The organism is Streptomyces sp. NPDC051563, from assembly GCF_044454225.1.
GTDB lineage: Bacteria > Actinomycetota > Actinomycetes > Streptomycetales > Streptomycetaceae > Streptomyces.
Genome location: NZ_JBITDL010000034.1, coordinates 1 through 12407 on the forward strand (window position 1 = coordinate 1; position 12407 = coordinate 12407).

The window sequence follows — 12407 nt, forward strand, 5'->3', positions numbered from 1 at the left end:
GGGCCGTCGGCTCCGGCACCGAGGGCTACCAATGGCTCTACGCCGGCAGCGCCACCACCGTCGGCGCAGCCAGCGGCCGCGACGAGGACGGCTGGGACACCTTCCTCACCATCGGATAGGAGCCGGAACCCCCGCAGCCGACGGGCAGGGACCGACGTCTCCGAAAGGGGGTCGTGCGGCGATCGCTGCACGACCCCCGGTCGAGGGGCTTCGAAGGGCGCATCGGGCTCAGTTCGAGGAGGTGATCAGATCGCTGCGCCGTCCCGGGCCGGGGCCTTCAGGGGCTCCGGCTGCTCGGGGTGTGTGTCGAAGGTGGCCAGGAGGGAGATCCCGAGGGTAGTGATCGTCGCCCATAGGAGGAGGAGTACGAGCAGGTAGTCGCTCAGGGCCGGACCGTAGAAGGCGTCGCCGAAGAGTGCGCGGGAGAGCGGGGTGACCACCTGGCCGGTCGGTGGGATGCCGTCGGCGAAGGCGAGCAGTGCCGTGAGGAACGCCAAGGAGGCGAGGAGCGGGCGGGCGGCGGGAGCGAAGCGGTTCATGCGGCCGGGACCCCTTCGGCCGTCTCGTCGAGCGGGGTGGCGGCGGGCGCGAGGGGGCGCAGGGCGCGGTGGACGGCGAAGCCGAGCGTGCCCATCCCGATGAGGAGGAGGACGAGCTGGGCGATGGCCTGGGCGTGGACGTTGTCGCCGAAGGCGAAGCGCAGGAGGTGGGCCGTCGTGCGCGTGGCGATGGGCATGCCGCTTGCCACGCCGACGACGCCCGCGACGAGGACCACCGCCGTGGTCACGGCGTGCCGGGCGGGGGCGGTGAGGTGCTTCATCTGGTGTCTCTCCCTGTGAGGACGAATCAGTCGATGGGGAAGAACCTAGGAACACCGGGGGTTCCGCTGCATCGGCGGAAAGTCGGCGATGCAGCGCGGACGAAGCGGACGAAAGGAGGATCCGTGCGGACGACTCATCCTTTCGTCCAAGTTCGGCGGCGAACGCACGATTGTGGGGCTGATCGGCCGTTGGGGGGATTTCTCCGCGTTTAGCCTTGTGCATCATGGAGTGGGAGGACAAGATCCGCGGCGTGCTGCGCCGGAGCAGCGGCCCGGTCGTCGTGACGGCCAGTGCCGCGCTGTGCGTGGCGGTATCCGGGACGCGCGGCCAGTGGGCCTATCCGTGGTTCGCCACCCTGCTGAAGGGCGTTCCGCCGCTGGAGGGCATCCTGCCTGCCGGGCACCTCGCGGGCTTCGTGCACTGGGGGCTGATGCCGCTGGCCGTCAGCACCCTGCTGCTGTGGCGCAAGCGCCGGCCCGCGCCCCTCGCCCTGCTGCTGATGCTCTCGACGCTCGGGCCGTTCCTCCCCGGCGCACTCATCGCCCTGTTCACCGTCGCCTCGACCTGCCCGGTCAGGACCGTGTACGCGACGACGGCCCTGGGGCTGCTCCCGCTGCCGTTGGGCTGGGCGTTCCCTCCGCCGCCCGGCACCGACCGCCTGACCACGGCACTGACCGCCGCCGTGCTCGTCGGGGCGGCCGTGGGCTGGGGACTGGTGTCCCGCTCGATGCGCGAGCGCAAGGCGGAGGACCAGGCGCGGGCCGCGGAGCGCACGGACCAGGTCCGCCGGCGGGAACGGGAGTCGCTGGCCCGGGAGATGCACGACGTGCTCGCCCACCGGCTGTCGCTGCTGAGCGTCCACGCGGGGGCCCTCCAGGTCCATCCCGGCGCGCCGCCCGAGCAGATCGCACAGTCCGCCGAGGTCATCCGGTCCAGCGCGCACCAGGCCATGGAGGACCTCCAGCAGGTCCTCGGTGTCCTACGGACCCCCCTGCAGCCCGCGGACGCCCGGCCCGAGCCGCCCCAGCCCACCCTCGCCGACCTGACCGCCCTGCTGGAGGAGTCCCGGGCCGCGGGCATGGACATCGACATGAACCAGAACGTGGCGGCCGCCACCGCACCCGTACCGCCGGCCACGGGCCGCACCGCCTACCGGATCGTGCAGGAAGCGCTCACCAACGCCCGCAAGCACGCGCCGGGCCAGACCGTGCGCATCCGCCTCGACGCAGCACCGAGGGCGGGACTGACCCTGGAGGTCACCAACCCCGCGACCGACGGCCCCGGTGCGGCACTGCCGGGCAGCGGATCGGGTCTGGCGGGGCTGCGCGAGCGGGCCGCCCTGGTGGGCGGTGAGCTCACCTACGGCCGGACCGGGCACACCCACCACATCCGGGCTCGGCTGCCGTGGCCCGCGTGATCCGCGTCCTGCTCGTCGACGACGACGCCCTGGTCCGCGCCGGCCTGCGCATGATGCTCGCCTCCGCCCCCGGCATCGAGATCGTCGCCGAGGCGGGAGACGGAAGCGAGGCCGAAGCGCTCGCCGACGCGTTCCGCCCCGACCTCGTCCTGATGGACATCCGCATGCCGACCCTCGACGGCCTCGAGGCCACCCGGATCCTCAAGGCCCGCCCGGACGCCCCCGAGGTCGTGATGCTGACGACCTTCACCACCGACAGCTACGTCCTGCGCGCCCTTCAGGCGGGCGCGGCCGGGTTCCTCCTCAAACACACCAGCCCGGCGCGGATCATCGACGCCGTACGGCAGGCGGCCGCGGGGGAGCCCGTCATGTCGCGCGAGGCGCTGAGCGAGCTGATCGCGGCCGTCGCGGTCCCGGCCGGCCCGCCCTCCCCGCAGTCCGCCGTACCGGCGGGCGAGGAGGCCCGCGAACGGCTCGGCCTGCTCGCGGAGCGGGAGCTCGAAGTGGCCCTCGCCGTCGGCAGGGGTCTGACCAACGCCCAGATCGCCGACGTGCTGTACATGAGCGTCCCCACGGTCAAGTCCCACATCTCGCACATCTTCACCAAGCTGGACCTCGGCAACCGCGTGCAGATCGCCCTCCTGGCCCACCGCTCCGGCCTCGCCTGACGGGACGGGTCCGCACCCGCCGCTGGTGCGCGGGTCAGGAGGCCTCCGTTTCGTCCGCGAGGTGGCGCAGGACGTCCTTCAGGTCGCCGCGGCGGGCGAAGGCCGTGCGCTGGCGGTGGGCGCCCGAGCCGTCGCGCAGCAGGCCGGCCATGGTCTTCGCCGCGTGGTCGAGGTCGCCGGACGCGGCCAGTTCGGGGGCCACCAGGTCGAGCAGGGCCTCCGCCAGGTCCGCCGCCGGGAGTTCGGCCCCCGTGTACGGGTCCAGCCCGAACCCCTCCAGCCCGTCGTGGGCCGCCCGCCAGCGCGCGAGGCGCAGTACGTCGTCCCGTACGGGCGGATCGGGCCGCTGCTCGGCGATCTCGCGCAGGGCCGTCGCGACGAGGGCGCGGGCCAGCTCGGCCTGGAGGATGGCCGAGTCGATGTCCGGGGACATGTCGGGGGCGCGGATTTCCAGCGTCGGCCAGTTCCCCGAGGGCCGGAGGTCCCAGTAGACCATCTTGGTGTCGAGGGCCGCCCCGGAGCCGAGCAGGGTCTGCACGGAGCGCCGGAAGTGGGCCGTCGAGGTGAAGTGCGGGGGCAGGCCCGCCGAGGGCCAGCCCGCCCAGGCCATCGCCCGCCAGCTGGCGTGGCCGGTGTCGCGGCCGCCCCAGAAGGGGGAATTGGCCGCCAGTGCGATCAGCGTGGGCAGCCAGGGCCGGACCCGGTTGGAGACGGCCACCGCGGTGTCCACGTCGAGGGTGCCGACGTGGATGTGCCGGCCGCAGCTCACCAGGGTGTCCGTGAGGGCGCCGAAGCGCCGGGCCTGCTCGCGCTGGCGCGGCTCGTCGTCGGTCAGGTGGAGGGGGCCCTCCAGGGCGACCACCGGTGAGGGCGCCGCCAGCAGCCGGCAGCCGTGGGCGCGGGCGGCCCGCGCGAGGGTTCTGCGCAGACCGGCGAGCTCGCCGCGCAGGACCGCGGCCGATTCGGCGACGGGGGTGGAGATCTCCACCTGGTAGCGGGTGCCTTCGGGGTGCAGTTCGTGGGGGAGCCCCGCGGCGGTGGACAGGACGAGCGGGGCGGCCGGGACCACCCGCAGGGTGCGGGCGTCGACGAGGAGGAACTCCTCCTCGACCCCCAGGGTGAGGGGGAAGACCGGGCCGCTCGTGCGCGGTCCTGCCGGCTTCGGCCCGGTCTGCGTGGTGCCGGCGTTCGTGGCCGCGGTGCTCGTGGTGCCGGTGCTCGTGGTGCTGGTGCCAGGTTCGATCACTGCGCCTCCCTGGACATACGAGTCTTTTCATCATGAGCTGAACTCCAGGCGAGGAGCGCACGTCTATTCGGTCAAATGTCCGGTGATAGTGGCGGGTTACCGGCAAGAAATGCGTCGCCGCGGGGCGCCGGTTCCGGGTGGGGTGAGTGTTGCGCGTGCGTGAATGCGCAGTCCGCACGACCGGGCCCCCAGCGGTGGCTGCTTATCATCCGATGTGACCCGTACGACCGATGCACCCCCGTCCACCCGCCCCCGACGCCGCATATGGGCCGACCTCACCCCGCTGAGAACCTCCCCGGACTTCCGGCGGCTGTGGTTCGGCGGCATCGTGTCCTGGCTGGGCCAGGCGATGACGGCCCTGGCCATTTCGCTCCAGGTCTACGAGATCACCGGCTCCAGCTTCTCCGTCGGACTGGTCGGGCTCTGTTCGCTCGTCCCGCTGGTCACCTTCGGGCTCTACGGCGGGGCCATCGCCGACACCGTCGACCGGCGCAAACTCGGCCTCGTCAGTGCGCTCGGCCTGGCCGCCCTCTCCTTCGCCCTGGCCGGCGCCGCGCTCATGGACTACCACCGGGTCTGGCTGCTGTACTCCGTGGTCGCGCTCCAGTCCCTCTGCGGAGCCCTCAACGGGCCCGCCCGGTCGGCGATGATCCCGCGCCTGCTCCCCGCCGAGCAGCTGCCCGCCGCCAACGCGCTGAACTCCGTGGTCATGACCTTCGGCATGACGGCCGGCCCGGCCCTGGGCGGGGTCGTCGTCGGCTGGTGGGGCTACCAGGCCGCGTACCTGATCGACGCCGTCACCTTCGGCGCCGCCCTCTACGCGACGTGGCGGCTGCCGCCGATGAAGCCCGAGGAGGCGGGCCGCACGGGGCGGGCCTCCGTGCTCGACGGCCTGCGCTTCCTGGGGACCCGGCCGAACATCCGGATGACGTTCTTCTCCGACCTGGCCGCCATGGTGCTGGCCCAGCCGAGGGCGCTGTTCCCGGCCGTCGCCGTGCTCTGGTACGGCGGCGACGCCAAGACGGTCGGGCTGCTCGTGGCCGCTCCCGCCGTCGGGGCGCTGCTCGGCGGGCTGCTCTCCGGCTGGCAGGGGCGGATCCGCCGGCACGGAGTGGCGATCCTGCTCTCCGTCGCAGGGTGGGGGCTGGCCGTCGCCGTGTTCGGGCTGACCCGCAACCTCTGGCTCGGGCTGCTGTTCCTGGCCCTGGCCGGATGCGCCGACAGCATCTCGATGGTGTTCCGCACCACCATGCTCCAGGCCGCCACCCCGGACGGGATGCGGGGCCGCCTGCAGGGCGTCTTCATCGTGGTCGTCGCCGGCGGGCCCCGGCTCGGGGACTTCCTCGCCGGGACCGCCGCCGAACTCACCTCCCCGACCCTCGCGATCACGGGCGGCGGGCTCGGCTGCGTCCTCGTCCTGGCGCTTCTGGCCCTGCGCTGGCGCGGCTTCGCCCGCTACGACGCGCGCACCCCGCAGGCCTGAGGGGGAGGGCGGCCTCGGGTCCGCCGAGGCGCAGGAGCTACCACAGCCGGCCCAGGGCCTGGCCGACGGCGAAGGGGACCGGGACGAGCACGGCCATGCCGAGCCATCGGTGCGGCCGTTGCCCCTCCTGCCGTGGCACGAGGACGTCCACCACCAGCATCAGCCCGAGGACGATCAGGCCGCCGAGCACGGCGCCGAACATCATGACGGGTGCAGGTTCGGCCGCGTCCCTGTCGCAGCTCGTGGGAGTGCATTTCAGTGACGGGTACTCCATCACGAGCCACCACGCGCACGCGCCCGGAATGACCGCGACCACTCCGATCAGGAGATTCGCAAGCGCCGGTCCCCATAGGCGGCCGCCCGGCCACCGCTTGCCGTCGGTTCCCCTCCCGGCATCGTGCACGCCCCACCCCTCCCTCGTGTCCCGTGGGGGAGACGCCCGCGGGGGGTCTCGGGGTTCCGTCACCGGGCTGGCAGGCGGGCGGGCGGTCCCTTACGCGTCCACCGGCTCGCGGGTGCGGTCGCTGACCTCGCCGCCGGTGTTGGCGGTGCCGACCGGCTCGAACAGCAGGATCGCCGTCTCCCCGTCGGCCTGCGGGCAGTGCTCCACCCCGCGCGGGACCACGTAGATCTCCCCGGGGTTCACGACGACGTCCCCGGCGCGCAGCCGGATCGTCAGGGTGCCGCTGACGACGAGGAACAGTTCGTCGGTGTCCTCGTGGGTGTGCCATATGAACTCGCCCTGGACCTTGGCGATCTTGATCTCGTAGTCGTTGACCCGGGCGATCCGGTGCGGGGCCCACTGCTCGGTGAAACCGGCCAGTTTTTCCGCGATGTTCACCACGCCGTGCGCCGACGGGCGACCGTTCCCGTGCGTGCTCGCGGGTGCGCTCCCGGGCGTGTTCTCGTGCATGTTCCCGGGCGTGTTCTCGTGCGTGCTCTCGCGTGTCGTCATACCGGCAGACTGCCGGGGCGCGCACCGGACGGTCTTGTACGTTCCTGACACGGCGGCCGTGGCGGCGGGGTTCTGCGACCGGGCGCACCCGACCCGGCACTTCGGGCGGCACGTGGGGGTCGGCCCGGGAAGGCTCGCCCGATCTGCGGGAGTGTGAAGGGAAGTTGGCGGGTTCGTTGCCCTTGTGTTGCCGGGTCTTCCTTTTTCTTTCGATTCGCCATATGACAGTTCGGAAGTCACCCCTCGCTGCCCCCGCTTCGCATCTCCTCATCTGATCCAGGAGGAAGGCCTTTCATGCGCCTTCGTACGCTCGTCGCCACCGCCGCGGCCACCGCCGCGCTCTCCGGAGCTCTCGTTCCGCAGGCCCTCGCGGCCCCCTCGGTGCCGAAGGGGGACCGTTCCTGCTCCCCGTACCTCTCGGTCGCCGGGTACTCGGACTCCCTCGACAAGACCCTCATCGACGGGAAGCTGGTCGGCGGGCTCTCCGGACTCGCGGTGGACCGGGACGGCACGATCGCCGCGGTCTCCGACAAGTCGGCCCTGTACAAGCTGAAGGTGGGCCGCGGCGACACCCCGACGGCGACGGCCACCGCCCGGCTGCCGCTGACCGACGGCGCGGGCAAGGCCCTCGACTCCGAGGGGATCGTCGTCGACCGCGACGGCAGCTACCTGGTGACGGACGAGACCACCCCCGCGATCCGCCGCTACTCCCGCACCGGTGAGGTGCTGGGCTCGCTCCCGATCCCCGACGCCTTCAAGCTCGCGCCCGCGGGCCGGGCCACCGTCAACCAGACCTTCGAATCCCTGACCCTGCTGCCCGGGGGCGACACCCTCGTCGCCGGCGTCGAAGGCGTGCTCGCCGGAGACGGCAAGGACGCGCAGGGGCGGACGCTCCAGCGGATCCAGACCTGGGAACGGCACGGCCGCAACGGGGAGTTCGTCCTGGGGCGGCAGTACGCGTACCCCGTGGACTCCGGACACGGGCTGGTGGAGCTCGCGCCCACCCGCGACGGCCGGCTGATCGTGCTGGAGCGCGGCTTCACCCAGCAGTTCAAGATCACGGTGCGGCTGTACGTCGCCGACCCCCTGGGCGCCACGGACACCTCGAAGGTGGCGGCGCTGGCCGAGGGACCGCGGCTGCGCACCGCGCGCAAGACGCTGATCGGGGACCTGGACGGCTGCCCGACGCTGGGCGCGCCGTCCAAGCTGCCGCAGAACCACCCGCTGGTCGACAACGTCGAGGGCATGGTGGTCACGTCCTACGGTGAGGGCGACAAGCGCGACGGCCGCGGCGGGCACGGTCGGGTGCGGCTGCTCCTGACCAGCGACGACAACGAGCTGGCGCAGCAGATCACCCGGCTGTACCGGGTGGACGTGAAGCTGCCGGCGCGGAGCTGGGGCCGCTAGGGGGTGTCTTCCTTCTCTTCCTTCGCGGTGGCGACGATGCCGCGGGCGACCCCCAGGGCGACCAGGTCCTGGGGGCGGACGCGCAGCTGGTCCGCCGTGGCCGGGGCCGACTCCGGGGGGCGCTTGAGGATGGCCGCCGCCAGTTCGGGGGCGATCACCGAGAAGTAGCTGTCCGGGGTGACCCAGGTGTTGCCGTGCGCCGCCAGGGCCAGGGCCCCGCCCGAGCCGCCCTCGCCGATGAGGAGGGTGGTCACGGGGACCGCGGCCGAGGCGAGCGCCGCGAAGGCGTCCGCGATGGCCGCGCCGGCGCCCGCGTGCTCGGCGGCGGCGTCGTTGGCCGCGCCGGGGGTGTCCACGAGGGTGAGCACCGGGATTCCGAGCCGGTCCGCGAGCCGCACGACGCGGGCCGCGGTGCGGTACCCCGCCGGGCGGGTGGCGGTGCCGCACTGGGCGGCGTAGGCCACGGCCCGGCCCTCCCGGAGCCCGAACCCGCACAGCATCCCGGGGTCGGTGCCGCCCGCCCGGTCGCCCGACAGGGGCAGCCGGAGCTCGAAGTACGCGTCCAGGTACCGCCCCGCGCGCGGCCGGCCGGGGTGCCGGGCCTGCCGGACGGCGTCCCATCCCGTCGGCGGCAGCCCTACGTCGGCCAGCGCGGCGGGAGGTTCCACCGGCTCGGCGGACCGGGGCGCGGCGAACACCCCGAGCCAGGCCGCCAGGGTCGCGGCGAGCTCCGCGGCGGGGACGACGGCGTCCACGTGCCCGGCGGCGTACTGCCCCTCGGCGGTGTAGGCGGCCGGATCCGCGTCCGGCGGCCGCACCCGGGACCCGGCGAACCCGACCTGCGCCCCGGGCAGCGCGAGGATCACGTCGGCCCCCGCTCCGAGGGTGGCCCAGCCGCCGCCGGTCGTGGGGTCGCGCAGAACGGCGATCTGCGGGAGGCCCGCGGCCCGGGTGAGGGCGGACTGGCGTGCCACGCGCTGCAGTTGGGTCAGCGCGAGCATGCCCTCCTGCATGCGGGAGCCGCCGGTGGCGATGAGGGAGACCAGGGGGAGCCGGTGGGTGCGGGCGTGGGTGTAGGCCGCCTCCAGGCGGTCACCGGTGCGGTGGCCGAGGGAACCGCCCAGGAAGCCGAACTCGAAGGCGATCACGGCGGCTTCGCGGCCGCCGATGCGGGCGGTGCCGGTGACGACGGACTCCTCCTCGCCGGTGCGGGCGGTGGCGCGGGCGCGGGAGTCGTCGTAGCCGGCCCAGCCGAGGGGGCCGTCGGGGGCGGAGTCCCCTGGTGGGGCGGGGAGTTCGGTGAAGCTGCCGGGGTCGGTGGCGGAGGCGATGGCGGCGCGGGCCGAGGGGCGGGTCGTCACGCCGCCAGCGTACGGGCCCTGCGCTGGGGCGTGGCTCGCGCGGTGCGGGTGCGTCTGCCCTGCGGGGGCGAAGTCCCCGACCCGCCCTTCGCCCGTTCCCCGGGGCTGCGCCCCGGACCCCCTGGGGCTCCGCCCCAGACCCCGCTCCTCAAACGCCGGAGGGGCTGGATTGTGCCGCTGCGCGGCAAACCAGCCCCGGCCGGGCAAGATCAGCCCCGCAGGGCACCCGGCGCCCGCGCAGCGTCAGAGCGGGGCTTCCCAGGTCAGGGTGGTGCCCCGGGTGCCCGATTCCGTGCGGCCGTCGTCGGAGACGGTGAGGCGGACCCGGGTGGGGACCGCGTCGACCTCGACGTCGATGGAGGTGACCTCCGCCCGCCGGTGCGCCGCCGCCAGCGCGCCGCGCAGGGCGGAGAGGAGGTCTCCCGCCACCGCATCGGGGAGCAGCGCGTCCACCGTGCCCGCGAAGTGCACCGACGGCTGGAAGCCCAGCAGCACCGCCGCCCCGCCGGTCTCCCGGAGGACCCGGCCCCGGAAGGTGGTCGGCGCGTCCGTCGGGGGCTGCTGGAGGGCGAAGATGGCCGTGCGGACCTCCTGGATGGTGGAGTCGAGCTCGTCCACGGCCCGGCCGAGTTCCTCGCCGACCGTGTCCCCGGCGGGTGCCTTCGCGGAGCGCCGCCGGGTGCTCTCCAGCATCATCTCCGTGGCGAACAGCCGCTGCACCACCAGGTCGTGGAGGTCGCGGGCGATGCGGTCGCGGTCCTCGTAGACGGCCAGCTGCTCGCGGTCGTGCTGGGCGTCCGCCAGGACCAGGGCCAGTGCGGCCTGGGAGGCGAACTGCGAGGCGAGCAGCCGGTCGACCGCGTCGTAGGCGGGGCCGCCGCGCTCGCGCGGCAGGGCGAGCGTGCCGATGAGCTGCCCGCCGCTCTGGAGGGGCAGCATCATGCTGGGGCCGAAGCGCTCCCGTACGTGGGTGGTCATCCGGGGGTCCGTCGCCGAATCCTCTATGAAGACCGGCTCTCCGCCCAGGAGCTGTTCCAGGACCGCGGAGCCCGGGGCGATGGCCGTGCCGACGAGATCGCCGGGGTCCCCCTGCGTGGAGGCGGCCACGATCTCCATGCCGCCCTCGGGGGTCGGCTGGAGGACGACCCCGGCCGCGGCGTCGGCGAGCAGCCGGGCCCGTTCGGCCACGCACATCAGCGCGTCCGCCGCAGGGCGGCCCGCCAGCAGGGTGGTGGTCACGGCGGCGGCGCCCTCGATCCATCGCTCCCGGCGGCGCGCGGTCTCGTACAGCCGGGCGTTGCCGATCGCTATCCCCGCCTGCGAGGCCAGGACGCGCAGCAGTGCGAGGTCCTCGTCCGTGAACGGGCCGCCGCCCTGTTTGTCGGTGAGGTAGAGGTTGCCGAAGACCTCGGTGTGGACCCGGATGGGGACGCCGAGGAAGCCCTTCATCGGGGGGTGCCCCGGCGGGAAGCCCGCCGCGCGGGGGTCCTGGCTCAGGTCCTCCAGGACGAGCGGGCGCGGATCGTTGATCAGGGCTCCGAGCAGGCCGCAGCGGCCGTCCGGCAGGTGGGGGATCGCGGCCCGCTCGGCCTCGGTCATCCCGGCGGTGAACAGCTCGGTCAGCCGGGCGCGCTCGGGGTCGATGACCCCGAGCGCTCCGTACCGTGCCGCACACAGCTCGGTCGCCGAATCCACGATGTGCTGGAGGGTGGTCCGCAGTTCGAGTTCGGAACCGACGCTGAGGACCGCCTCCAGGAGCACGGGCAGGCTGGCGGCCTGGCGGGCGGCGACGTCCCTCCCGTCCCCGGGGGCCGGCGGGGAGGGCTCGGCGTCCGTCATTCGGCCAGGGGGTTCAGAACCATGGGGGCGATCTTCCCTTCGAGCATCATGCCGAGGCCCAGTACGGCGCAGATGTCCGGCCGTTCGGCGATGGCCACGGGCATCCCGGTGGCATCGCGGAGCATCTGGTCCAGGCCCGGCAGCAAGGCGCTGCCGCCCACCATCATGATCCCTCGGTCCGTCAGGTCGGCCACCAGGTCCGGCGGGCAGTCGCGCAGCACCTTGCCGATGCCGTCGAGCACGGCGGTCAGCGGGGTGTGGATGGCGTCGCGGACGGCGGCGGTGTCCACGTGGACGGAGCGGGCGAGGCCGGTGGCCACGTCGCGGCCGTGGATGAGGGTGGAGGTGGGTCCGCCGGCGGTGATGCCGTTGCCGTGCAGGGCGAGTTGGAGCGGTCGTACGGCCTGGCTGGGCAGCATCAGCTCGTGCGCGTGGCGCAGGTGCTGGACCACGGCGTGGTCGATGGCCTCGCCGCCGACGGGGATCCGTACGGCGGTGACGATCGAGCCGAGGGAGAGGACGGCGACCTGGGTGGCGGCGGCCCCGCACACCATGATCATGGTCGCGGTCGGCTGCTCCACGGGCAGCCCGCAGCCGACGGCCGCCGCGATCAGGGTGTCGACGAGTTCGACGCGCCGGGCGCCGAGTCCGACCATCGTCTCCACCGCCGCGCGCTGGGCGAGCGGGTCGGCGTCGTGCGGGGTGCAGGCGGCGGCCCGCAGCCGGGGCTTGCGGCGCAGGGCGCGCCGCAGCTTCTCGCCGAGGAGGTGGCGCAGCATGCGCTGGGCCATCTCGATGTCCACGACGGTGCCGCCGGAGACCGGGCGGACCACGCGGATGTAGTCGGGCGTGCGGCCCGTCATCCGTTCGGCGAAGGTGCCGACGGCGATGAGCGCACCGGTCCGGGTGTTCACGGCGGCGACGCTGGGCTCGTCCACGACCAGGCCGAGGCCCTTGACGTAGACGCGGGTCCTGGCCGCTCCGAGGTCGACGGCCACGTGGCAGCGGCGCAACTGCTCAAGACTGACGGTCACGGCAGATCCTCCCGAGAGCGCTGACGCAAGAAGACCGGCGGACGCCGGTCACACTTCGTATCTTCTCGGGTGAATTACCCGTATTGCCCGATTTGATGCTCCGGGTGGGGGGTGTCTTGAGATACGGAAGGGTCACGAGGGGCGCCGGTGAGTGCTGCACGGGGGTGGAATTCTGC

Annotated in this window: 12 protein-coding genes; 4 read left to right on the plus strand and 8 right to left on the minus strand. The window is 73.7% G+C overall.

Features of this window, described 5'->3' with window-relative positions; genetic code table 11:
* Positions 1 to 245 precede the first annotated feature (245 nt).
* A complete protein-coding gene (locus tag ACIA8F_RS31875) occupies positions 246 to 539 on the minus strand; it encodes a hypothetical protein (RefSeq protein ID WP_399384029.1) in 294 nt (97 codons plus the stop codon).
* Positions 536 to 820: a hypothetical protein gene (locus ACIA8F_RS31880; RefSeq protein ID WP_399384030.1), complete on the minus strand. Its 285-nt coding sequence runs from the start codon at positions 818 to 820 to the stop codon at positions 536 to 538. The genes ACIA8F_RS31875 and ACIA8F_RS31880 overlap by 4 nt, the downstream gene beginning before the upstream one ends.
* A 224-nt stretch (positions 821 to 1044) precedes the next feature.
* Here ACIA8F_RS31880 and ACIA8F_RS31885 point away from each other — a divergent pair, with 224 nt between their 5' ends.
* Positions 1045 to 2238 (plus strand): sensor histidine kinase, encoded by a 1194-nt coding sequence (locus ACIA8F_RS31885; RefSeq protein WP_399384032.1) that lies wholly within the window; start codon positions 1045 to 1047, stop codon positions 2236 to 2238.
* Positions 2226 to 2906 (plus strand): response regulator, encoded by a 681-nt coding sequence (locus tag ACIA8F_RS31890; protein ID WP_399384033.1) that lies wholly within the window; start codon positions 2226 to 2228, stop codon positions 2904 to 2906. The genes ACIA8F_RS31885 and ACIA8F_RS31890 overlap by 13 nt, the downstream gene beginning before the upstream one ends.
* A gap of 34 nt (positions 2907 to 2940) precedes the next feature.
* On the opposite strand, the gene ACIA8F_RS31895 is transcribed toward ACIA8F_RS31890, so the two are convergent.
* Positions 2941 to 4152, minus strand: a complete 1212-nt coding sequence (locus ACIA8F_RS31895; RefSeq protein WP_399384034.1) for a glutamate--cysteine ligase — start codon at positions 4150 to 4152, stop codon at positions 2941 to 2943.
* A gap of 163 nt (positions 4153 to 4315) precedes the next feature.
* Here ACIA8F_RS31895 and ACIA8F_RS31900 point away from each other — a divergent pair, with 163 nt between their 5' ends.
* Entirely contained in the window at positions 4316 to 5635 is a 1320-nt protein-coding gene (locus tag ACIA8F_RS31900) for an MFS transporter (RefSeq protein WP_399384035.1), read from the plus strand.
* 37 nt (positions 5636 to 5672) lie between these two features.
* Here ACIA8F_RS31900 and ACIA8F_RS31905 read toward each other — a convergent pair whose 3' ends face one another.
* Positions 5673 to 5840, minus strand: coding sequence for a hypothetical protein (locus ACIA8F_RS31905; protein WP_399384037.1), 168 nt, complete (start codon positions 5838 to 5840; stop codon positions 5673 to 5675).
* Positions 5841 to 6128: 288 nt separating this feature from the next.
* The gene (locus tag ACIA8F_RS31910; RefSeq protein ID WP_399384039.1) at positions 6129 to 6590 is read right to left on the minus strand and encodes a cupin domain-containing protein; all 462 of its coding nucleotides are present in this window, start codon (positions 6588 to 6590) and stop codon (positions 6129 to 6131) included.
* Between the two features lie 294 nt (positions 6591 to 6884).
* Here ACIA8F_RS31910 and ACIA8F_RS31915 point away from each other — a divergent pair, with 294 nt between their 5' ends.
* Entirely contained in the window at positions 6885 to 7997 is a 1113-nt protein-coding gene (locus ACIA8F_RS31915) for an esterase-like activity of phytase family protein (RefSeq protein WP_399384041.1), read from the plus strand.
* Here ACIA8F_RS31915 and ACIA8F_RS31920 read toward each other — a convergent pair.
* From ACIA8F_RS31920 to ACIA8F_RS31930, 3 genes are all read right to left on the minus strand, one after another.
* A complete protein-coding gene (locus ACIA8F_RS31920) occupies positions 7994 to 9358 on the minus strand; it encodes a carboxyl transferase domain-containing protein (protein WP_399384042.1) in 1365 nt (454 codons plus the stop codon). The genes ACIA8F_RS31915 and ACIA8F_RS31920 overlap by 4 nt on opposite strands.
* A gap of 243 nt (positions 9359 to 9601) precedes the next feature.
* On the minus strand, positions 9602 to 11197 hold the full coding sequence (locus ACIA8F_RS31925) for a GAF domain-containing protein (RefSeq protein WP_399384045.1): 1596 nt from the start codon (positions 11195 to 11197) through the stop codon (positions 9602 to 9604).
* Positions 11194 to 12231 (minus strand): rod shape-determining protein, encoded by a 1038-nt coding sequence (locus ACIA8F_RS31930; protein WP_399384047.1) that lies wholly within the window; start codon positions 12229 to 12231, stop codon positions 11194 to 11196. Before ACIA8F_RS31930 ends, ACIA8F_RS31925 begins: the two co-directional genes overlap by 4 nt.
* Between the last annotated feature and the right edge of the window lie 176 nt (positions 12232 to 12407).

Excerpts from the sequence above, each read along its gene's own strand:
- ACIA8F_RS31875 (WP_399384029.1), bottom strand. The coding sequence starts at position 539 with ATGAACCGCTTCGCTCCCGCCGCCCGCCCGCTCCTCGCCTCCTTGGCG.
- ACIA8F_RS31880 (WP_399384030.1), bottom strand. The coding sequence starts at position 820 with ATGAAGCACCTCACCGCCCCCGCCCGGCACGCCGTGACCACGGCGGTG.
- ACIA8F_RS31885 (WP_399384032.1), top strand. The coding sequence starts at position 1,045 with ATGGAGTGGGAGGACAAGATCCGCGGCGTGCTGCGCCGGAGCAGCGGC.
- ACIA8F_RS31900 (WP_399384035.1), top strand. The coding sequence starts at position 4,316 with ATGCGCAGTCCGCACGACCGGGCCCCCAGCGGTGGCTGCTTATCATCC.
- ACIA8F_RS31905 (WP_399384037.1), bottom strand. The coding sequence starts at position 5,840 with ATGATGTTCGGCGCCGTGCTCGGCGGCCTGATCGTCCTCGGGCTGATG.
- ACIA8F_RS31910 (WP_399384039.1), bottom strand. The coding sequence starts at position 6,590 with ATGACGACACGCGAGAGCACGCACGAGAACACGCCCGGGAACATGCAC.
- ACIA8F_RS31915 (WP_399384041.1), top strand. The coding sequence starts at position 6,885 with ATGCGCCTTCGTACGCTCGTCGCCACCGCCGCGGCCACCGCCGCGCTC.
- ACIA8F_RS31925 (WP_399384045.1), bottom strand. The coding sequence starts at position 11,197 with ATGACGGACGCCGAGCCCTCCCCGCCGGCCCCCGGGGACGGGAGGGAC.